The organism is Burkholderia sp. AU45388 (genome assembly GCF_030481585.1).
Lineage (GTDB): Bacteria > Pseudomonadota > Gammaproteobacteria > Burkholderiales > Burkholderiaceae > Burkholderia > Burkholderia sola.
Window position 1 is genome coordinate 472,665 of sequence record NZ_JAUJPV010000003.1, and the last position, 21,250, is coordinate 493,914.

At 68.5% G+C, this 21,250-nt stretch carries 16 protein-coding genes and 1 pseudogene; 7 read left to right on the top strand and 10 right to left on the bottom strand.

Features of this window, described 5'->3' with window-relative positions:
* Positions 1-3 precede the first annotated feature (3 nt).
* Complete coding sequence (gene pcaG, locus QZM72_RS09550; protein ID WP_089469625.1) at positions 4-597, top strand: protocatechuate 3,4-dioxygenase subunit alpha; 594 nt, start codon at positions 4-6, stop codon at positions 595-597.
* Between the two features lie 419 nt (positions 598-1,016).
* Here the strand turns inward: pcaG and QZM72_RS09555 are convergent, their stop codons facing one another.
* The gene (locus tag QZM72_RS09555; RefSeq protein WP_301737942.1) at positions 1,017-1,796 is read right to left on the bottom strand and encodes a helix-turn-helix domain-containing protein; all 780 of its coding nucleotides are present in this window, start codon (positions 1,794-1,796) and stop codon (positions 1,017-1,019) included.
* Positions 1,797-1,938: 142 nt separating this feature from the next.
* Here QZM72_RS09555 and QZM72_RS09560 point away from each other — a divergent pair.
* Positions 1,939-2,717: pseudogene (locus QZM72_RS09560) on the top strand (alpha/beta fold hydrolase).
* 35 nt (positions 2,718-2,752) lie between these two features.
* On the opposite strand, the gene QZM72_RS09570 reads toward QZM72_RS09560, so the two are convergent.
* The 8 genes from QZM72_RS09570 to QZM72_RS09605 all read right to left on the bottom strand — a co-directional run bounded on the left by QZM72_RS09570 (position 2,753) and on the right by QZM72_RS09605 (position 12,074).
* On the bottom strand, positions 2,753-3,580 hold the full coding sequence (locus QZM72_RS09570) for a M55 family metallopeptidase (RefSeq protein WP_301737945.1): 828 nt from the start codon (positions 3,578-3,580) through the stop codon (positions 2,753-2,755).
* Positions 3,577-4,659, bottom strand: coding sequence for a P1 family peptidase (locus tag QZM72_RS09575; protein ID WP_301737946.1), 1,083 nt, complete (start codon positions 4,657-4,659; stop codon positions 3,577-3,579). Before QZM72_RS09575 ends, QZM72_RS09570 begins: the two co-directional genes overlap by 4 nt.
* Positions 4,659-5,552, bottom strand: coding sequence for a glutathione ABC transporter permease GsiD (gene gsiD, locus QZM72_RS09580; RefSeq protein WP_089469620.1), 894 nt, complete (start codon positions 5,550-5,552; stop codon positions 4,659-4,661). The genes QZM72_RS09575 and gsiD overlap by 1 nt, the downstream gene beginning before the upstream one ends.
* A 7-nt stretch (positions 5,553-5,559) precedes the next feature.
* Positions 5,560-6,480 (bottom strand): glutathione ABC transporter permease GsiC, encoded by a 921-nt coding sequence (gene gsiC, locus QZM72_RS09585; protein WP_089469619.1) that lies wholly within the window; start codon positions 6,478-6,480, stop codon positions 5,560-5,562.
* A 67-nt stretch (positions 6,481-6,547) separates the two neighbouring features.
* Positions 6,548-8,110: a glutathione ABC transporter substrate-binding protein GsiB gene (gene gsiB, locus QZM72_RS09590; RefSeq protein WP_301737947.1), complete on the bottom strand. Its 1,563-nt coding sequence runs from the start codon at positions 8,108-8,110 to the stop codon at positions 6,548-6,550.
* A gap of 102 nt (positions 8,111-8,212) precedes the next feature.
* Complete coding sequence (locus QZM72_RS09595) at positions 8,213-10,117, bottom strand: dipeptide ABC transporter ATP-binding protein (protein WP_089469617.1); 1,905 nt, start codon at positions 10,115-10,117, stop codon at positions 8,213-8,215.
* 26 nt (positions 10,118-10,143) lie between these two features.
* Positions 10,144-11,133, bottom strand: coding sequence for an isoaspartyl peptidase/L-asparaginase family protein (locus QZM72_RS09600; RefSeq protein WP_089469616.1), 990 nt, complete (start codon positions 11,131-11,133; stop codon positions 10,144-10,146).
* Positions 11,130-12,074, bottom strand: a complete 945-nt coding sequence (locus tag QZM72_RS09605) for a MurR/RpiR family transcriptional regulator (RefSeq protein ID WP_301737948.1) — start codon at positions 12,072-12,074, stop codon at positions 11,130-11,132. The genes QZM72_RS09600 and QZM72_RS09605 overlap by 4 nt, the downstream gene beginning before the upstream one ends.
* A gap of 471 nt (positions 12,075-12,545) precedes the next feature.
* Here QZM72_RS09605 and QZM72_RS09610 point away from each other — a divergent pair, with 471 nt between their 5' ends.
* The 5 genes from QZM72_RS09610 to QZM72_RS09630 all read left to right on the top strand — a co-directional run bounded on the left by QZM72_RS09610 (position 12,546) and on the right by QZM72_RS09630 (position 20,190).
* On the top strand, positions 12,546-13,817 hold the full coding sequence (locus QZM72_RS09610) for an MFS transporter (RefSeq protein ID WP_301737949.1): 1,272 nt from the start codon (positions 12,546-12,548) through the stop codon (positions 13,815-13,817).
* A gap of 27 nt (positions 13,818-13,844) precedes the next feature.
* Positions 13,845-16,265 (top strand): glycoside hydrolase family 31 protein, encoded by a 2,421-nt coding sequence (locus QZM72_RS09615; protein WP_301737950.1) that lies wholly within the window; start codon positions 13,845-13,847, stop codon positions 16,263-16,265.
* A gap of 104 nt (positions 16,266-16,369) precedes the next feature.
* Positions 16,370-17,557, top strand: coding sequence for a porin (locus tag QZM72_RS09620; RefSeq protein ID WP_301737951.1), 1,188 nt, complete (start codon positions 16,370-16,372; stop codon positions 17,555-17,557).
* A gap of 303 nt (positions 17,558-17,860) precedes the next feature.
* Entirely contained in the window at positions 17,861-19,882 is a 2,022-nt protein-coding gene (locus QZM72_RS09625) for a BCCT family transporter (protein ID WP_301737952.1), read from the top strand.
* Positions 19,879-20,190, top strand: coding sequence for a hypothetical protein (locus QZM72_RS09630; RefSeq protein ID WP_301737953.1), 312 nt, complete (start codon positions 19,879-19,881; stop codon positions 20,188-20,190). The genes QZM72_RS09625 and QZM72_RS09630 overlap by 4 nt, the downstream gene beginning before the upstream one ends.
* Before the next feature lie 100 nt (positions 20,191-20,290).
* On the opposite strand, the gene QZM72_RS09635 is transcribed toward QZM72_RS09630, so the two are convergent.
* Entirely contained in the window at positions 20,291-21,139 is an 849-nt protein-coding gene (locus QZM72_RS09635) for a class I SAM-dependent methyltransferase (RefSeq protein ID WP_301737954.1), read from the bottom strand.
* Positions 21,140-21,250: the final 111 nt, after the last annotated feature.

Genomic DNA, 21,250 nt, shown 5'->3' on the forward strand with positions numbered 1-21,250 from the left:
ACCATGACGACGCTGAAGCAAACCCCTTCGCAGACAGTCGGCCCGTACTTCGCGTACGGCCTGTGCCCGCAGCAATACGACTACGACCTGAAAAGCCTGTTCACGCCGACGATCGCCGCCGCGCACGCCGAAGGCGAGCACGTGCTGCTGGTCGGCCAGGTGTTCGACGGCGACGGTAACGTCGTTGGCGACGCGGTGCTCGAATTCACTCAGGTGGACGGCGCGGGCCGCTATCCCGCGTCGCGCGACGACATTGCGAAATCCGGCTTCACGGGCTTCGCGCGGGTCGGCACGGGCACCGATCCGCAGCAGCGCTTCGTCGTCGAGACGGTGAAGCCGGGCCGCGTCGCCGCCGACGAGGCGCCGCACATCAACGTGACCGTGATGATGCGCGGGATCCTCACCCATGCGTTCACGCGCGTGTACTTCGACGACGAAGCCGCCGCGAACGCGGCCGACCCCGTGCTGAACGCGGTGCCGGCCGAGCGCCGCGCGACGCTCGTCGCGAAACGCGACGCGCAGCCGGGCCGGCCGGTCGTCTACCGCTTCGACATCCGCATGCAGGGGCCGGACGAAACCGTGTTCTTCGACGTTTGACACATACGCCGGCGCGCGCCGGCTTCACCTGCAACCGCACCGCCGCGTGGCGCGATGCCGATCGGTATCGCGCCACGCGGCGTTTGGGCGATCCGTCGCCGGCATTCGATGGTGCGCCGCACCGTGACGCGCGGCGCGCGGGCTGTCGTCATCGGGTTCCCGCCCCGATATCGAACACGCAATCGGCGCGCATGCTGCGGCAGCACATGAATCGTCGGGTCGACACGATATCGTTTGCGCGTTATGCAGCGTATTCTTTGCTATCCGCAACAAGCCGGCAGGATTGAATCGAACGAGGAAACAATGACAGGTGTCATGCGCGGCGCTGCCCGACCAGCGGCGCGCGCATTTTTCAGACAGAGTGCCTTTAAACGCGTCTGGCCGAAGTTGGCGGACGCGTATTTTTTTGCGGCAACCGCTTAGCGACGACTCTCCAGATACCGGCTCGGCGTGTCGCCCAGAATGCGGCGAAACGCCGACGTGAACGCACTCGCGCTCGCGTAGCCGAGATCGAGCGCGACGCGCGTCACCGGCTGCCCGTCGGTCAGGCGGGCAATTGCAGCGAGCATGCACACCTGCTGGCGCCACGCGGCAAAACTCACGCCCGTCTGCGCGCGGAACTGCCGCGTGAACGTGCGGCGGCTCACGCCCGCGGCGGCCGCGACCCGATCGAGATCGGCCGCGATCGACGGCGCCGCGAACAGGTGCCGGCACACCTTCGCGAGCCGCGCGTCGGCCGGCAGCGGCGCATGCAGCGACAGGCGCGGCATCGTCGCGATTTCCGCGACCAGCAGATCCATCAGCTTGCCCGCGCGGCCATCGACGTCGTACATCGCCGGCAGGTCGATCGCATCGTCGATCAGTTGCCGCAGCAGCGGCGACACGCCATACACGCCGCACTGCGCGGGCAGCCCGGCCGCCTGAGCGGCGTCGGTGGACACGAACGTGTTGAGCATCGTGACCGGGCCGGTCATCGTCATTTCGTGCCGCACGCCGGCCGGCACCCAGCACGCGCGCTGCGGCGGCACCAGCCAGCGGCCGTGCGGCGTCGACATGCTGATCGTGCCGCGCGACGCGAACGCGAATTGTCCGCGCACGTGCGCGTGTTCCGGAAACGTCGTGCCCGCCGCAAAGTCGTTGGCGGTCACGACCACGCTCCGGGGAATGTGTTCGTAGGGATCTAGCAGCGTATTTCTCACGGCCCGAATTCCATCATCAATGACCCGATATCGAAGGCGGGTCGCCTTCGAACGATCTACGATCCGCTCCACCGTTGCGCCACCTCGCGGCCGCAACACCCGCCGGCCCGGTCGGCCGGATGGTAACCTCATCGGAACGAATATGCCGAATACCTTTCATCGCGTGGGGGACGGCCCCCACCCTGTTCTCGTGCTGCACGGCTGGTTCGGCGACGCCCACGCGTTCGAACCGCTCGAAGCGTGGCTGTCGCGCGAGCGCTTCAGCTATGTATTCATGGACTACCGAGGTTACGGCCGTATGCGCGACGCCCGCGGCGATTACACGATCGACGAGATCGCCGCCGACACGCTCGCGCTCGCCGACGCGCTCGGCTTCCCGACCTTCAGTCTCGTCGGCCATTCGATGGGCGGCATGGCGATCGAGAAGATCGCCGCCATCGCACCCGATCGGGTGCGCGCGCTCGTGGCGATCGCCCCTGTGCCGTGCGGCGGCCTGCCGTTCGAGGCCGAGCGACGGCACTATTCGAGCGGGCCGCCGATCACCTCGCCGATCGCCGGACCATCATCGACCGCAGCACCGGCAACCGGCTGCCCGCCGCCTGGATCGAGTGGAAAGCCGCGTATTCGGCCGCCTGTTCGTCGGCGCGGGCATTCGGCGCGTACTTCCGCGCGTGGGCCGATACGGATTTCAGCGCGGCGATCACGGGCATCCATCCGGTAAAGGTCCTGATCGGCGAGCACGATCCGGCGTTCGACGCGGCGCTGATGGCCCGCACCTACCTGCGGCGCTATCCGCTCGCCACCGTCGATGTGCTGCGCAATGCGGGTCATTATCCGATGAACGAAACGCCGCTCGCGCTGGTTGCGGCAATGGAAGCATTCCTGCTCGCCGCGACGGCCCGCGCCGTCGCGATCGGCTGACCGGCCGCGCGCCGGCGGCATCGTCGCGGCACGCATCACCGGAGCATGAACGACATCGCCGACAGGCTGTTCAGCGTGCGCACCGCGTGCTCGACCGACGGGCCGTCGAAGCGCAGCGTCACCGCATCGACGCGCTCGAGCGACGGCAGCACGCAGAACAGGTCGGCGAGCGCGACCGTCTGTACGCGCAGCGTGCAGGCGGCCGGCGCGGGCCGATGGGCGCCCGCGCGCCGGCCGGACGACAGCGCCTGTGCGACCGTTTCCCGTGCGGCGGCCGCGATCCGCGCGCACGACGCCGACGGCGTGAGCGTCTCGCCGCTCGATGCGCCGCCGGCCGTCTTGACCGTCTCGAAACGCGCGTCCGGAAACAGCGGCTGCGTTTCCTCGGCGAACACGTCGTCGCCCGTGGCGAGCGCGACATGCGCGCCGTATTCGCGCGCCAGCGCGCCGTACAGCCCGGCTTCGCCGAGCTCGACGCCGTTGAGCCACACCTGCGTGAACGCAAAGCTGTTGATCGTGTGCGCGAGCACGCCGCGCGTCTGCGATTTCGCGTGATAGCCGATCATGAACACGAGATCGGGCTGCTGTTCGACGCCCGTCATCATCCCGAGCGTGCGCGGCTTGCCGAGCACGACGCGCGCCCGCGCATCGAGCCCGTCGGGCAGCAGGTTGCGAAAGCCGCCATGCGAATCGTTGACCCAGACGGCCTGCGCACCACCGGCAAACGCGCCTTCGATCGCCGCGTTGGCCTCGGCGGTCATCCAGCGGCGCGCGCGCTCGTATTCCGGGTTGCCGGCACGCGTCTGCTCGGTCGCGAATACGCCGGCGACACCCTCGATGTCGGTCGAAATCAGGATCTTCATGACAGGGTCGAACGTCCTTCGTTGTATGCGTTGAACCACCGGTCGAGATCGGGCACCGCGTCGCGCAGCGATTGCCGCACGTGGCCGTCGCGCCCGATGACCGTTACCGCCTGCAGCAACGCGTCGGCGATCGCGTGCTCGACGCTTTCGGCCGCGGCCATGAACAGCGGATCGAGCGCCGCGTCGGCCACGAGGGCCGGCAGCGCGATCGTCGATGCGTCATGCGCAATCGTGTAGGCGGTCGAGAAGGCGAGCGCGAGGTCGCCGCTGCCATGCCCATAGACGGAGCCCGTGCGGGCCAGCCCGGCTCCCGCGCGGCGCGCGAGCCGCGACAACTGCCGCGCGTCGAGCGGTGCGTCGGTCGCCAGCAGCAGAATGATCGAGCCCTGCTCGGGCGCCGCCGCGTGGGCGGCTTCGGCCGCGCGCCGTTGCGCGACGATGCGCCCGAGCGGCACGCCGCCGAGCGTCAGCATCGGCAGCCGGCCGAAATTCGCGAGCACGAGCGCGCCGACCGTATAGGGGCGGCCGGCCGCGACGGCCACGCGCGACGCGGAACCGATCCCGCCTTTCAGGTCGAAGCACGACATCCCGCGCCCAGCGCCCACCGCGCCGCGTGCGACGTCGCGCGACGCCGCGCGGCACGCGTCGTCGTAATGCGCAGCGGTGACCGCGAACGCCTGGATGTCGTTCAGGTAACCGTCGTTGCACTCGAACACGAGCGGATTGACGGTCGGCCAGTCGCGGCCGATCCGCGGATTCGCGGCGATCGCCGCGCGGATCTGCGCGTGGGCGACCGCGCCGACGCCGAACGTATTGGTCAGCGCGACCGGCGTCTCGAGCGTGCCGAGTTCGTCGACCTGCACGAGCCCGACGCTCTTGCCGAAACCGTTGATCACGGCCGCCCCCGCCGGCACCTTGCTGCGGTACACGTCGCCCGGATGCGGCTTCACGACGGTCACGCCCGTCTGCACGTTGCCGGCGTCGAGCGTGCAATGGCCGATCGTCACGCCCGGCACGTCGGCGATCGTGCCGCGCGGGCCGGCCGGCAGCGTCGTGGTCCACATCGGCGCAGCCCGCATCAACGGCGCTCCAGCTTCGGATCGAGCGCGTCGCGCAGCCCGTCGCCGAGCAGGTTGAACGCGAGCACGGTCAGGAAGATCGCGAGACTCGGGAAGATGGCGATGTGCGGCGCCGTCACCATGTCCGCGCGCGCCTCGTTGAGCATCGCGCCCCACTCCGGCGTCGGCGGCTGCGCGCCGAGCCCGAGGAACGACAGGCTCGCGGCGGTGATGATCGACGTGCCGATCCGCATCGTGAAGTAGACGACGACCGACGACACGGTACCCGGCAGGATGTGCCGCATGATGATCGTCCAGTCGGACGCGCCGATGCTGCGCGCGGCCTCGACGTAGGTCATGTGCTTGAGCATCAGCGTGTTGCCGCGCACGAGCCGCGCGAACGCAGGGATACTGAAGATCGCCACCGCGCAAATCACGTTGATCATCCCGTTGCCGAGGATCGCGACCACGCCGATCGCGAGCAGGATGCCCGGGAACGCGAACAGCACGTCGGCGACGCGCATCGTGATGCGGTCCCACCAGCCTTCGTAGTAGCCGGCGAGCAGCCCGAAGAACGTGCCGATCACCGCGCCGAGCGCCACCGAAAAGAAGCCGGCCGCGAGCGAGATGCGCGTGCCCGCGACGATCCGGCTGAAGATGTCGCGGCCGAGCGAATCGACGCCGAACCAGTGCACGGCCGACGGCCCCGCGTTCAGCGCGTCGTAGTCGAAATAGTTTTCCGGATCGAACGGCACGATGTGCGGGCCGACGAACGCGAGCACGACGAGCGCCAGCACGAAGCCGCCCGCGACGAGCGCGACGGTCTGCTTGCGGAACTTGCGCCAGAATTCGCGCCACGGCGTGCGGATCGCGGTCGGTGCGGCCGGCGCCGCGGGCTGGACAGTCGCGTTCATGCTGGCCTCACTTGAACCGGATGGTCGGGTTGATGACCGCGTACAGCACGTCGACGGTCAGGTTGATCAGGATGAATTCGAGCGAGAACAGCAGCACGATCGCCTGGATCACCGGGTAGTCGCGCATCGTCACCGCGTCGACCAGCAGGCGCCCGAGCCCCGGCCAGTTGAACACGACCTCGACGACGATCGAACCGCCGAGCAGGAAGCCGAACTGCAGCCCCATCATCGTGACGACCGGGATCATCGCGTTGCGCAGGCAGTGCTTGAGCACGACCATCGGCTCGTGCACGCCCTTCGCGCGCGCGGTGCGCACGAAGTCCTCGTTCAGCACCTCGACGAACGACGCGCGCGTGAAGCGCGCCATCACGGCCGCGACCGCGGCGCCGAGCGTCAGCGACGGCAGCACGTAGCTCTTCCACGTGCCGTCCGGCACGACCGGCAGCCAGCCGAGCTTCACCGAGAAGATCTCCATCAGCAGCATGCCGAGCGCGAATGCCGGAAACGAGATGCCCGACACCGCGAGCGTCATGCCGAGCCGGTCGGGCCAGCGATTGCGCCAGACCGCCGACGCAATGCCGATCGCCATGCCGAACAGCGTCGACCACCCCATGCTGACGAGCGTCAACAGCAGCGTCGGCATGAAGCGCTCGCCGATCTCGGTCGACACCGGCCGCTTGCTGCGCGTCGACACGCCGAAATCGCCGTGCGCGATCTTCGCGAAGAAACGCGCGAATTGCGCCGGCAGCGGCCGGTCGAGCCCGAGATCGGCGCGCACGAGCGCGACGGTCGCCTCGTCGGCTTCGGGGCCGGCCGCGAGCCGCGCCGGGTCGCCCGGCAGCAGATGCACGAACAGGAACACCAGCACCGCGACGATCGCGAGCGTGGGCAGCAGGCCGAACAGGCGCTTGACGAGGAAATTCAGCATGGGACACCGATCGAATCAGCGCACCGGCGGCTCGCGCCGCCGGCACTGCGTGGCGGGCAAACCGCCGTCATTTCAGCGAGATCTCGTCGAAGTTGAACGAGCCGTCCGGCATCACGTACGCGCCCTGCAGCCGCTTGCTGCGCGCATACACGATCTTCTCCTGCACGAGGAAGATCCACGGCGCGTCGGCCCAGATCTGCTTCTGCGCATCGGCGTAGAGTTCGGCTTTCTTCGCGCGGTCGACCGTCTCCAGCGCCTTCGTCAGGTCGCCGTCCACCGTGTCGTTCTTGTAGTACGCGGTGTTGACCAGCTTCGGCGGCGCCGACGCGCCGGCCAGCAGCGGCGTGATCGCCCAGTTCGCTTCGCCGGTCGACGACGACCAGCCGATGTAGTACATCCGCACCGGCGCCTTCGCCGGATCCGGCGCGCTCTCGACCTTCGCGACGCGTTCGCCGGCTTCCAGCGCCTGCACCTGCACCTTCACGCCGACCTGCGCGAGCTGCTGCTGCACGAACTGGATCGCCTTCTGCGACGTCGAGTTGTTATACGCGGACCACAGCGTCGTCTCGAAACCGTTCGGATAGCCGGCTTCCTTCAACAACGCACGCGCCTTCGCCGGATCGTACGGCCACGGGCCGAGCTTCGTCGCATAATCGACGCCCTGCGGCACCACGCCGGTCGACGGCGTCGCGAAACCGGAGAACGCGACCTTCGCGAGCGCTTCCTTGTTCACCGCGTAGTTCAGCGCCTGGCGCACCTTCGGGTTGTCGAACGGCTTTTGCAGCATGTTCAGCGACACGTAGCGCTGCACGATCGACGGCCGCTCGACGACGTCGACCTTCGGGTTGCTCTTCAGGTCGGCCGCCTGCTCGAACGGAATGCGGAACGCGAAATCGGCCTCGCCCGTCTTCATCAGCGCCGCGCGCGTGTTGTTGTCGACCACCGGCTTCCAGTCGATCGCGTCGATCTTCGGATAGCCCTTCTTCCAGTAGCCGGCGAACTTCTTCACCTTCAGGTCGTCGGTCTGCTTCCACTCGACGAATTCGAACGGCCCGGTGCCGACCGGATGCAGCGCGATATCGCGGCCCCACTTCTTCAGCGCGGCCGGCGAGATCATCACGGCCGACGGGTGCGCGAGCGTGTTGATGAACGCCGAGAACGGCTCGCGCAGCGTGATCTTCACCGTGGTCGGATCGACCACCTCGGTCTTCTCGATCACGCGGAACATGTTGTAGCGCTTCAGGTGGTTCGCGGGATCGGTCACGCGGTCGAAGTTCGCCTTCACGGCCGCCGCGTTGAAATCGGTGCCGTCGTGGAACTTCACGCCCGAGCGCAGCTTGATCGTGTACGTCTTCGCGTCGGGGCTCGCTTCATAGCCGGTCGCGAGCACGTTGACGAGCTTCATGTCCTTGTCGAAGCCGAACAGCCCCTGGTAGAACGACTTGACGACCGCCTGCGACACCGTGTCGTTCGCGTCGTACGGGTCCATCGTCGTGAAGGTCGAGTCCACCGCCATCACCGCGGTCTGCTGCGCGAACGCGGGCACCGCGGCCGACAGCGCGAACGCGCCGGCGAGCGCGACGAAGCATGCGCGCGGACGAAACATCGGAAACGGATGCTGCTTGTTCATGTTGCTGGGCTCCTATCGGTGAATCGGTGACGCCTCACGGGCGTTTCGGTTTCGACTGCCTGCTGGTTCGTGCGCCGTCATCGCAACGCACGGTTTCATCACTCAATACGCACCGCCGACACGATGCGTCGCGACGTAATGATCGGGACCGACCGCGACGAGCGGCGCGACGACCGGCTCGTCGCCGGCCGCGCGGATCGGGCTCGGAATCTCGTCCGCCGCGAGCTGGCGCGGCGCATGCCGGCGCGCGGGGTCGGCCACCGGCACCGCACTCATCAGCTTCTTCGTGTATGGATGCTGCGGCGCCTCGAACACCGCGCGACGCGGGCCGATCTCGACGATCTGGCCGAGATACATCACCGCGACGCGATGGCTGATGCGCTCGACCACCGCCATGTCGTGCGAGATGAACAGGTACGCGACGCCCAGCTCGCGCTGCAGGTCGAGCATCAGGTTGACGATCTGCGCCTGCACCGACACGTCGAGCGCCGACACCGACTCGTCGGCGATCACGACCTTCGGGTTCAGCGCGAGCGCCCGCGCGATCGCGATGCGCTGGCGCTGGCCGCCCGAGAATTCGTGCGGATAGCGGCGCGCGGCTTCCGGCGGCAGGCCGACCTTGTCGAGCAGCCAGTCGACGCGCGCCTGTGCTTCACGGCCGCTCGCGACGCCGTGCACGAGCAGCGGCTCCATGATCGAGAAGCCGACGGTCAGGCGCGGGTTCAGCGACGCGAACGGGTCCTGGAAGATGAACTGGATGTTCCGGCGCAGCGCCTGCAGGTCCGGGCCCTTCAGCGCGCTGATGTCGCGGCCGTCGAATTCGATCGAGCCGCTCTGCGATTCGACGAGGCGCAGCAGCGAGCGGCCGGTGGTCGACTTGCCGCAGCCCGATTCGCCGACGAGCGCGAGCGTCTCGCCCGCGCGCAGCTCGAAGCTCACGCGCTCGACCGCATGCACGTATTGCGACACGCGGCCGAACACACCGCTCTTCACCGGAAAACGCGTGACGAGATCGCGCACGCGCAGGATCGGCGGCGCGGCATGATCCACCGGCGGTTGCGCGTCGTTCGCCGCGGACGCCGTGGTCGGGGCCATGGCCGGCGCGTTCGTGCCGTCCACCTTCAGCAACGGGAATTTCTCGGGCGCGTCGGTGCCCTGCATCGAACCGAGCCGCGGCACGGCCGCGAGCAGCGCCCGCGTGTAGCGATGCGCGGGCGTCGCGAAGATGCGGTCCGACTCGCCCTCCTCGACCTTCTCGCCGCGATACATCACGAGCACGCGGTCGGCCACTTCGGCCACCACGCCCATGTCGTGCGTGATGAAGATCACGCCCATGTTCATTTCGTCCTGCAGCCCGCGCACCAGTTGCAGGATCTGCGCCTGGATCGTCACGTCGAGCGCGGTCGTCGGCTCGTCGGCGATCAGCAGCGCGGGCCGGCACGACAACGCCATCGCGATCATCACGCGCTGCCGCATCCCGCCCGACAGCTGGTGCGGATAGCGCGCGAACACGCGGCGCGCTTCGGGGATGCGCACGAGATCGAGCAGCCGCAGCGCTTCCGCGCGTGCTTCGGCCGCGCTCTTCGACTGGTGCAGCGCGATCGCCTCGCTGATCTGGTCGCCGACCGTAAACACCGGGTTCAGCGACGTCATCGGCTCCTGGAAGATCATCGCGATGTCCGCGCCGCGGATGCCGCGCATCGTCGCGGCACTGGCCCGCGCAAGATCGACCAGCGCGCCGCCACGTCGCCGGAACGCGATGCGGCCGCTCGTGATCTCGCCGCCGCCGTGCTCGACGAGCCGCATCAGCGCGAGCGACGTGACCGATTTGCCCGAGCCCGATTCGCCGACGATCGCGAGCGTCTCGCCGCGATCGACGTGAAACGACACGTTGCGCACCGCGTCGAACGTCGCGTTTTCGCGGCGGAACGTGACCGACAGGTCGTCGACGGCCACCACGCGCTGCTCGGGCAGCGCCAGGGGCGACGGGTTACGGCTCGAAGTCATGGCGTCTCTCCTCGTGCGATCCGCAATCAGGCCGCATCGTCGCGGTAGATGCCGACGACCGGCGCTTCACCGACGCGCGCGTAGCCGCGGTACATCCCTTCGGTGTTGAACGGCATCGCGACGTTGCCCCGTGCGTCGACCGCGATGATCCCGCCGCGGCCCGCGAGGCGCGGCAGCTTGTTCATCACGACGTCGTGCGCGGCGTCCGCGAGCGACGCGCCGCGATACGCGAGCTGCGCGGCCACGTCATGCGCGGTCGCGAGCCGGATGAACATCTCGCCGGTGCCTGTCGCGGAAACGGCGCAGGTCGCGTCGTCCGCATAGCAGCCGGCGCCGATGATCGGCGAATCGCCGACGCGCCCCGGCTGCTTGTTCGTGATGCCGCCCGTCGACGTCGCCGCCGCGACGTGACCGTTCAGGTCGCACGCGACCGCGCCGACCGTGCCGTGCTTGCGGTCCGGATCGAGCGGCTCGGCGGCCTGTGCGGCGCCGCCGAACGCGAAGCTGGCCGCATCGTGGTCGAGCATCATGCCGGCCGCCGCGCGCGCCTTGACCCACTGCGCATGCCGCGCTTCGGTGTCGAAGTAGCCGGGTTCGGCGAGTTCGAGCCCTTGCGCGGCCGCGAACGCATCGGCGCCCGCGCCGGCGAACAGCACGTGCTCGCTCGCCTCCATCACGCGCCGTGCGGCGAGCACCGGATTGCGCACGCGGGTCGCGCAGCAGATCGCGCCGGCGCCGAGCGTCGCGCCGTCCATGACCGCCGCGTCGAGTTCGTGCTTGCCTTCGGCCGTATAGACGGCGCCGCGCCCGGCGTTGAACAGCGGACAGTCCTCGAGCATCCGCACCGCGACGGTCACCGCGTCGAGCGCGCTGCCGCCGTCGGCCAGCACCTGTTGCGCGGCCTGCAGGATCGCGGTGAGCTCGGCGCGGTACTGGCGTTCGGTGTCGGTATCCATCGCTTCGCGCAGGATCGTGCCTGCGCCGCCGTGAATCGCGACGATCGCGGGTGAAGTCATGATTTTTTCGGACGGGGGGAAGAAGGGTTGGCGGCCGGCAGCGCCGCTTGCGGCTGCACGAGCCACGGCAGCAGGAATTCGGTCATCTCGGCCGCGGATTTCGCGGATCGGTGCGTGCGCAGCGCAACCGCATCGATCAGCGCCTCGATCATCGTCAGCACGGCCGCTTCCGACGTGGCCGCGAAACGTCGCTCGGCCTTCACGTACAGGTTCAGCGACGCGATCGGCGCGAGCGGCGATTGCGGGCCGTCGGTGATGCCGAGCACGCGCGCGCCGCGCGCCGCCGCACGGCGGGCCAGCTCGATCGTGTCCTTCACGTAGCGCGGAAACGCGAGCGCGATCACGAGATCGCGCGAATCGGCCGTGTACAGGCGTCGCGCCGCGTGCGAAGGCCCGCCGAGCAGCGCGAGCGACTGCACGCTGTCATGGCAGACGGACAGGCCGTGCTCGATCAGCCCGGCGAGAAACGCGCTCGACCCCGCGCCGAGAATCAGCACGCGTCGCGCACCGACGATCGCCTCGACCGCCGCCTCGACGTCGGCCGCGTCCAGTTGCGCGCGCGTGTTCTCGATGTTGGCGACAGCCTGGTCGAATACCGCATCGATCCAGACCGCGTCGCGTACGCCGGATTCCTGCTCCTGCGCGGAACGCAGCCGTTCGACCGGCCCGAGCGTGGCCTCGAAGCCGCGCACGAGCGCCGCGCGCATCGCCGGATAGCCGTCGAAACCGAGCGCCTTCGCGAAGCGGTTCGCGGTGGCGATCGACGCATTCACGGCCTGCGCGAGTTCGTCGATCCGCATCGTCGCCGCGCGAAACGGGTTCGCGAGCACGAATTCGCCCATGCGCCGGTGAATCGGCGTCATCAACGGCATCGCCGCCGCGATCCGCTCGGCGATCGCGGGTTCGTCGTGACTGACATCGGGCGGAACGAGAGGCGTCATGCGAAGGGTTGTTGCAAGGTTCGATGAAAATGAATTTACACAATCCGCCAACAGAAAAGAAATAAATTTTCATCCGGGTTGTCGCAGTTCATCCTGCGTCCGTCGACCGTTCGGACGAGCGGTCGGCCCCGCCGCACGGGCCTTTGACGGGCGAGCGCCCCGCGCCGCCGCTCGCGGTCGCCGCGCGCCCATCGGGAAAACCCCGAGTACGTTCGTACGAATGCAGATTCACGTTGACCGGATTCGCATTCGAACATAGGATGTTCGAAAATGATCAGTCGTCAGATAACATCGCAACTCGATGACGGCGAAATGTTCGCTCGAACACCTTGATTTCGATATGAACCGGGAAAGCCGGCGCACATCAAGATCGGACATCGTACGAATCAAAAACGAAACAAGCCATTCCTCCGGATGGCCCTCATGGACCGGGCAGGCGCCGCGCGCCGCCCTCCCTGACAGGAGACAGCAGTGAAGACAGTCAAGGCGTTGCGCTGGTGGATCATCGTGCTCGTGTGTCTCGGCACGATCCTCAACTACCTCGCACGGAATTCCCTCGCGGTGCTCGCGCCCGAGCTCAAGCAGGTGTTCGCGATCTCGACGCAGCAGTACTCGTACATCGTCGGCGCGTTCCAGATCGGCTACACGATCATGCAGCCGGTGTGCGGATTCATCGTCGACCTGATCGGGCTGCGGCTCGGGTTCGCGCTGTTCGCGATGCTGTGGTCGGTGGTCGGCGTCGCGCACGGCTTCGCATCCGGCTGGCTGTCGCTCGGCATCCTGCGCGGCTTTCTGGGGCTGTTCGAGGCCGCCGCGATTCCGTCGGGGATGAAGGCCGTCGCCGAATGGTTTCCCGATCGCGAGAAATCCGTCGCGGTCGGCTACTTCAACGCGGGTACGTCGCTCGGCGCCGCGATCGCGCCGCCGCTCGTCGTGTTCATCTCGATGCGGTTCGGCTGGCAGGCCGCGTTCATGGTCACCGGCGCGCTCGGGTTCGTCTGGGCCGCGCTCTGGTACACGCAGTACCGCTCCCCGGCCGACCATCCGCGCATCACGCTGCGGGAACGCACGCTGATCCGCGACGGCCAGGCGACGATGCCGCCGGTGTCGAAGCGCCGCATCCGCGACGTCGTCACCGCACGGCGCTTCTGGGCGATCGCGCTGCCGCGCTTCTTCGCGGAACCCGCGTGGCAGACCTTCAGCTTCTGGATTCCGCTGTACCTCGCGACCGAGCGCCACATGCCGCTCACGCAGATCGCCGTATTCGCGTGGATGCCGTTTCTCGCGGCCGACCTCGGCGGCATCGCGGGCGGCTACCTGTCGCCGTACCTCGCGAATCGCTTCAAGCTGCCGCTCGTGTGGTCGCGCGTCGCCGGCGTCGCGCTCGGCGCGGTACTGATGCTCGGGCCCGCGATGATCGGGCTCGTGTCGTCGCCGTACACGGCGATTGCGCTGTTCTGCGTCGGCGGCTTCGCGCACCAGATGATCTCCGCGCTCGTCAACACGCTGTCGGCCGACGTGTTCGATCCCGAGGAAGTCGGCACGGCGAGCGGCTTCGCCGGGATGGCCGCGTGGATCGGCGGCCTCGGCTTCTCGTTGCTGGTCGGCGCGCTCGCCGACAAGATCGGCTACGCGCCGCTGTTCGCGTGCCTCGGCCTGTTCGACCTCATCGGCGTCACGCTGCTCGCGCTGCTGATCCGCGGGCAGTCGAAGCAGGAACGCCTGCTCGCGCAGCACGCCTGACCTCCGTTTTCACCAGGAATCGCATTCATGACTTCGCTTCTTCATCCGCCCGTGTTCCGCGTCGCCAGCCACCACGCAAACCGCGTGCTGCTCGCAGCCGATACCGGCGCCACCGTCGAAATCTTCGTGCTCGAGGACGACATCGTGCGAGTGCGCGTGCTGCCCGACGCGACGGCGCGCACCCCGCGCACGTGGACGATCGCGCCGGGCCTCGACGACGTGCCGCTCGACGGGCGCGACCGCCTCGACCTGAGCGGCTTCGCGCTGCCCCACTACGACTTCGTCGAAGACGACGACGCCGTACGCATCGAAACCGCGCAGGTCCGGCTCGCGGTGCGCCGTCAAGGCGGCCATTGCACGTGGTCGATGCGCGGCGCGGACGGCACATGGCGCATCGCGCTCGCCGACCGCGCGACGCAGGCATACAACTTCGGCTGGTGGGACGATCGCGCGTATCACTACGTCGCCCGCGAGCGCGGCGACAAGGTATTCGGCCTCGGCGAACGCGCGGGCGAACTCGACCGCACGGGCGCGCGCTTCGAGATGCGCAACATCGACGCGATGGGCTACAGCGCGAAGCACACGGACCCGCTGTACAAGCACATTCCGTTCTACATCACGTGGTCGCCCGATGCGTGCCAGGGGTTCGGGCTGTTCTACGACACGCTGTCCGACTGCGCGTTCGACATGGGCCGCGAGCTCGACAACTACCACGGGCTCTATCGCTATTTCGTCGCCGAGCACGGCGATCTCGACTACTACTTCATCGCGTCGCCCGCTACGCCGCTCGCGGCCGCGCGGCGCTTCACGTCGCTGACCGGGCGCCCCGCACGCACGCCGAAATGGGGGCTCGGCTATTCGGGCTCGACGATGAGCTACACCGACGCGCCGGACGCGCAGCAGCAGATGAACCGGTTCGTCGAGCAGTGCGACGAGCACGACATCCTGTGCGATTCGTTCCACCTGTCGTCGGGTTATACGTCGATCGGCGCGAAGCGCTACGTGTTCAACTGGAACCGCGACAAGTTTCCCGACGCGAAGGGTTTCGTGCAGCATTATCGCGACCACGGCATCCGCCTGTGCGCGAACATCAAGCCGTGCCTGCTGCGCGACCACCCGGCCTTCGACGACGCCGCGCGACGCGGGCTGCTGATCCGTTCCGCATCGGGCGAGCCCGCGTGGGTGCAGTTCTGGGACGAAGTCGGTGCGTACATCGACTTCACGCAGCCGGACGCCTACCGGTGGTGGCAGGAGCAGGTCACGTCGGCGCTGCTGGAATACGGGATCGAATCGACCTGGAACGACAACAACGAATACGAGATCTGGTCGCCCGACGCGATCGCGCACGGTTTCGGCCAGCCGTTTCCGGCGCGCGAAGCGAAGGTGCTGCAGACGATGCTGATGATGCGCGCGTCGCGCGACGCGCAGCGCGCGCATGCGCCGGCGCGGCGGCCGTTCCTCGTGTCGCGCTCCGGCGGCGCCGGCATGCAGCGCTACGTGCAGACGTGGTCGGGCGACAACACCACGTCGTGGGAGACGCTGCGCTACAACCTGAAGATGGGCCTCGGGCTCGCGCTGTCGGGCGTGTCGAACATCGGCCACGACATCGGCGGCTTCTCCGGCCCCGCGCCGTCGCCCGAATTGCTGCTGCGCTGGGTGCAGTTCGGCATCTTCATGCCGCGCTTCAGCATTCATTCGTGGAATGACGACGGCACCGTCAACGAACCGTGGATGTACCCGGAGATCACCGCACAGGTCGCGGCGCTGATCAAGCAGCGCTACCGGCTGCTGCCCTACCTCTATCACCTGCTGTGGCTGTCGACGACACGCTGCGAGCCCGTGCTGCGGCCGACCCTCGCCGATTTCCCCGGCGATGCGCGCTGCTACGACGCCTGCGACGACATGATGCTCGGCGACGCGCTGCTGGTCGCGCCGGTCGTCGAGCCCGGCCAGACCGAACGCACGGTGTACCTGCCGTCGGGCGCACGCTGGACGTGCTGCGCGAGCGCGCAGTCGTTCGACGGCGGCGCGAGCGTGACGCTGCCCGCGCCGCTCGACACGCCGGTGATGCTGCTGCGCGAAGGCCGCGTGCTGCCGCTGAACGTCGCCGAACAGCATTTTGGTGCGCGCGCCGACACGCGCGGCTTCCTCGTCGCACCGCGCATCGAGGACGGCGTCGCATACGGCGAATGCATCGAGGACGACGGCGAGACGGAAGCGTGGCGCGACGGCGAATACGGACTGTGGCGCATCGAGACCGGCCGCGAGGCGTCGGGCGTGCTCGGCGTGTCGGTCCGCTGGGACGGCCGCCTGGTACGCCCGGCCCACCGCATCGAGATCCTGCTGCCCGCGTCGCTGCAAGGCCCGGTTGCGATGCGCGGCGCGCGCGTCGAGCAGGATGCGCGGGACGGGGCATGGCGCCGCCTCGTCGTCGCGTTCGACCACTGAGCCAACCCGATCAGGCGGGCCGCTCGCGCGGCCCGCCGCCTGCCACAGAGGAGGCGTTCAACCTCCCGCCCCCTTGAAAAGATGAAGAGACACGGAGATCGACAATGAAAGCACCCGTCAACCGTTATGCAATCCTGATCTTGTCGGCCGCGTCGCTCGGCACGACCGCTGCCCATGCGCAGAGCAGCGTCACGCTGTACGGCGTCGTCGACGATTCGCTCGCGTACGTGAACAACCAGCAAGGGCACTCGAACATCTACATGCGCGACGGCAATCTGTATGCGTCGAAGTTCGGGCTGCGCGGCGACGAGGATCTCGGCGGCGGCACGCACGCGATCTTCGACCTGCAGGCCGGCTTCAACCTGAATACCGGCGCGCAGGCCGCCGCCGGCACGATGTTCAATCGCCAGGCCTTCGTCGGCCTACGCAACGCCAGCTACGGCACGGTAACGGCCGGCCGCCAGTACACGCCCTACTTCCTGTTCGTCGGCCCGTACGCGTCGAGCAGCTGGCTGACCGGCGCGACCGGTGCGCATCCGGGCGACATCGACGGACTCGACACGACGATCCGCGTGAACAATTCGGTTACCTACACGTCGCCGACCTTCGCCGGGCTGACCGCGAGCGCGATGTACGCATTCGGCGGCATTGCCGGTGCGACCGGCAAGGGCAACACGTTCAGCGCCGCGCTGCGCTACGCGAACGGGCCGATCGGGATCGCGGCCGGCTACCTGCGGATCAACAGCTCGGGCTCGTCCGCGGGTTTCCTGAACCCGGCCACCGCGTCGTCGGGCAGCTTCGCGGTGTCCGTGCTGAACCAGGGCTACCTGACCGCGAAGGCCGTCGAGCAGATCGCGGCGGCCGGCAACTACACGCTCGGCGACCTGACGATGGGGCTCAACTATTCGAACGTGAAGTATCTGCCGGGCAACGGCTCGACCTTCACCGACACGGCCGTGTTCAACACCTACGGTGCGCTTGCCGCGTACCGCTTCACGCCGGCGTTCTCGGTGGCCGGCGCATTCGCGTACACGCTTGCATCAAAGGCGAACGGCGTCGCGAACGCGGCCCGCTATCAGCAGTACTCGCTGAAGGAGTCGTACAGCCTGTCGAAACGCGCGACGCTCTATGCGCTGCAGGCGTACACGCATTCGAGCGGACGGACGCTCGGCGCGCAAGGCGCCAGCCATATCGTCGACGCGGCGCCGATCGTCGGCGATTCGCAGCAGCTCACGCCGTCGACGACGCACGGCCAGTTCGTCGGCATGGCCGGGATCGCCGTCACGTTCTGAACCCGCCGAACGGCGCCTTTCGCGCGCCGTCTTCTACCTGGACGAGGCGCATGCGCGCCGTCCGGGGCGCCCGACATGCATTCGCCGCCGCGTTTGCCCCGCCTCGCCGACCCATGCGTGCGCCGCGCGGGTTTTCTCGATCTCTCTGATACCTTACAATTCGTCAGGTTTACCCTTCTGCATGCCCTCTTCTTGCAGTCCTGACACCGCGGTACACTCGACGCACGCCGTATCAGGGTCCGACGCGCCACAGGCGCGCCGGGCGGCGTTGCGCCTCGTTGCGCCCACAACTGGATACCCGCCATGCCGGATTCCCGTCCCACGCCCCGCACGACATTCAAGCCGCAGGTCGTCCTGCCGGCGCTCGCCGTCATCGGCGCGCTGCTCGTCGTGTGCGCACTGCGCCCGAGCGAAGCCGGCGCGCTGTTCTCCGCCGGCCAGCAATGGGTCATCGCACGGTTCGACTGGTTCTACGTGCTCGCCGTCACCGGCTTCCTCGCGTTTCTCGTGCTGATCGCCGCCAGCGATTTCGGCAATATCCGGCTCGGCCCCGACGATGCCGAACCCGAATTCAGCTTCGTGTCGTGGACGGCGATGCTGTTCGCGGCCGGCATGGGCATCGGCCTGATGTACTTCGGCGTCGGCGAGCCGATGCAGCATTTCCTGAAGCCGCCGACCGTCGATCCCGGCACGCCCGCCGCCGCACGCGAAGCGATGCTGATGACCTTCTTCCACTGGGGCTTCCATGCGTGGGCGATCTACGGGCTGATGGGGCTCGTGCTCGCGTACTTCGGCTTTCGCTACAACCTGCCGCTGACGCTGCGCTCGGGCCTGTATCCGGTGCTGCGCGAGCGCATCAACGGCTGGATCGGCCACACCGTCGATGCGTTCGCGCTGGTCGGCACGGTCGCCGGCATCGCGACGACGCTCGGCTACGGCGTGATGCAGCTGAGCGCGGGCCTGCATACGGTCGCCGGCTGGGATACGGGCGGCAACCTGTTCCGCATCGGGCTCGTCGCGGTCGTCGTGATCCTCGCGGGCGTGTCGGCCGCGACCGGCCTCGACAAGGGCGTGCGCCGGCTGTCCGAGCTGAACCTGCTGCTCGCGTTCCTGCTGCTCGCATTCGTGGTCGTGGCGGGCCCGACGGCGTTCCTGCTGCGCGCGCTCGGCGACAACATCGGCCAGTACCTGTCGAGCCTCGTCGACCTGTCGTTCCGCACGTACGCGTACGCGCCGCCGCGCGAGGAAGGCTGGTTCGGCGGCTGGACGATCCTGTACTGGGCGTGGTGGGTGTCGTGGTCGCCGTTCGTCGGCATGTTCATCGCGCGCATCTCGCGCGGCCGCACGATCCGCCAGTTCGTGATCGGCGTGCTGCTCGTGCCGACCGCGTTCAACCTCGTCTGGATGACCGTATTCGGCAACAGCGCGATCTGGCTCGATACGCACGGCGCGGCCGGCGCGCTCGCGCAAACGGCGACCAACGTCGATGCGCTGCTGTTCCGCTTCTTCGATTTCCTGCCGTTGCCGCAACTGCTGTCGATCGTCGCGATCGTGCTGATCGCGGTGTTCTTCGTGACGTCCGCCGATTCGGGCGCGTTCGTGATCGACCAGATCGCGACGCGCGGCAACGCGCATTCGCCGGTCTGGCAGCGACTGTTCTGGGCCGCGCTGCTCGGCGTGACGGCCGCGGTGCTGCTCGTCGCGGGCGGACTGGGCGCGCTGCAGGCGATGACGCTGATCGCCGCGCTGCCAGTCGCCATCATCATGCTCGCGCTCTGCTACGGGCTGTGGCGCGGGCTCGCGGCCGACCGCGCGCACTATTCGCAGGACGTTGCGCCTGCAACGAGCTTCTGGACCGGCCAGCACTGGCGCCATCGCCTGACGCACATCCTGCGGCAAACGACCGAGACGGAAGCGCGCCAGTTCGTCGCGGAAACGGTCGAACCCGCGCTGCGCAAGGTCGCCGACGAGTTGCGCGCGAGCGGCGTCGATGCGCACGTGCAACGCGACAGCGACGATGCGGTGCGGCTGACCGTGCCGACCGCCGAGCACCGCGATTTCGTGTACGGCGTGCGCGTCACCGTGAAATCCGCGGCCGCGTTCCTGGTGCGCGAGGCCGCCGAGCCGGACGAATCGCGTGCACACGTGTACGGCATCGTCACGTTCTTCGAGGACGGGCGGCTCGGCTACGACGTCGAATACCTGCGCGGCGACGAAGTGATCGCCGACGTGCTGCGCCAGTACGAACGCTACGTGTCGCTCGCGGCAGACAAGCGCACGCATCTGCTGAGCCGTGCGCCGGGGCACGCGACGGAGTCCGAATGAGCGGGCTGCTGCACAGCCGCGCTGCCGACGTCATCGCGCTCGGCACGCTCGCCGTGCTCTACCTCGGCGGCGCCGGCGTCGCGCTGTGGCGAATCCGCGCCGCGGCGCCGCTCGGCAAGGTCTACTGGATCGTCTGCGCGGCGCTGCTGGCCGGCGGCGCCGTCGCGATGGGCGGCAACCTGTCGCCGGTGCCGAACAGCGGCGAAATGCCGCCCGGTTTCGCGCTCGGCGCCGAAGCCGTCCTGCTCGGGCTCGCGCTGGCGGCCGGTGGCTGCGCGTGGCTGATGCTGCGCGCGCGCAAACACTGACGCACGCAGGTCGCGCAGCCCCGGCTTCATCACGCGGGCACGGCCACATGCGGGGCGAACGAGCGGCCATGCCCTTCCTCATCCGCTGCTTTCACACTAGTCATGCGGACGGCGCACGGGCCGTCACGAGCCAGCACGCCGCGTCGAAACGCACTTCGGCGCCACACACGTACCGCTCGAAAGCCGCGCGCATCGCGTCCACCACACGCCGCCGCGTCGCCTCGTCCGTCTCCCGCAACGCAAGGCCGACCGGGCCCAGCCGGGCAATGTAGTCGTCCAGCTCGGACGTCGGCAGCATGCACACCCGGTCGACCGGCTCGATCGCAACGTCGGCCCAGCCGCTGTCCGACAGCACCGACGCGATCCGCTGGCGGTCGCCGAACGCGAACTGCCCCGGCGCGCCGGGCTGCCGCGCGGGCAGGTTCGGCAGCAACGGCGCAGCCGCCCGCTCGGCCGTCGTCATGAACGGGTTGTCGGCCGCGCCGCGCCACGCGACGAACCGCATCGGCGCGCCCGCTCGCGCGGCCTGCCGCAGATTCGCGAACGCCCGTACCGGGTCGTCGAAGAACATCACGCCGAGGCGCGACACGATCAGGTCGACGCTCGCCGGTTCGAATGCGTGCGTCTGCCCGTCCGCGCACACGAACCGGACGCGCAGGTCGCTGCGTTCGGCACGCGCGCGTGCGGCGTCGATCATCCGCGCCGAAATGTCGATGCCCGTGCACTGCGCGTTCGCGCCGAGCCGCCGCGCGATCGCGAGCGTGACCGCGCCCGTGCCGCAGCCGACGTCGAGCACGCGGGTGGCCGACGACGCGGCCGCGGCATCCGCCAGCAGCGTTTCGAACGGCTCGAACATCCGGTCCAGCAGCGCCTGCGCATCGACCCATGCGCGGCCAGACGGACCGTTCCATAACGCCGATTGCGCTTCGTTGGGCCGGTTGGCTTCCATCGTCGATCCCCTTCGATTCATTGATGACGAACCGGACTGTGCTGCTTCAAGCCGGCTTGAAGTCAAGGTCGGCCGATATGCGCCCGCCACGCCCTCGTTTTCACATTTCTT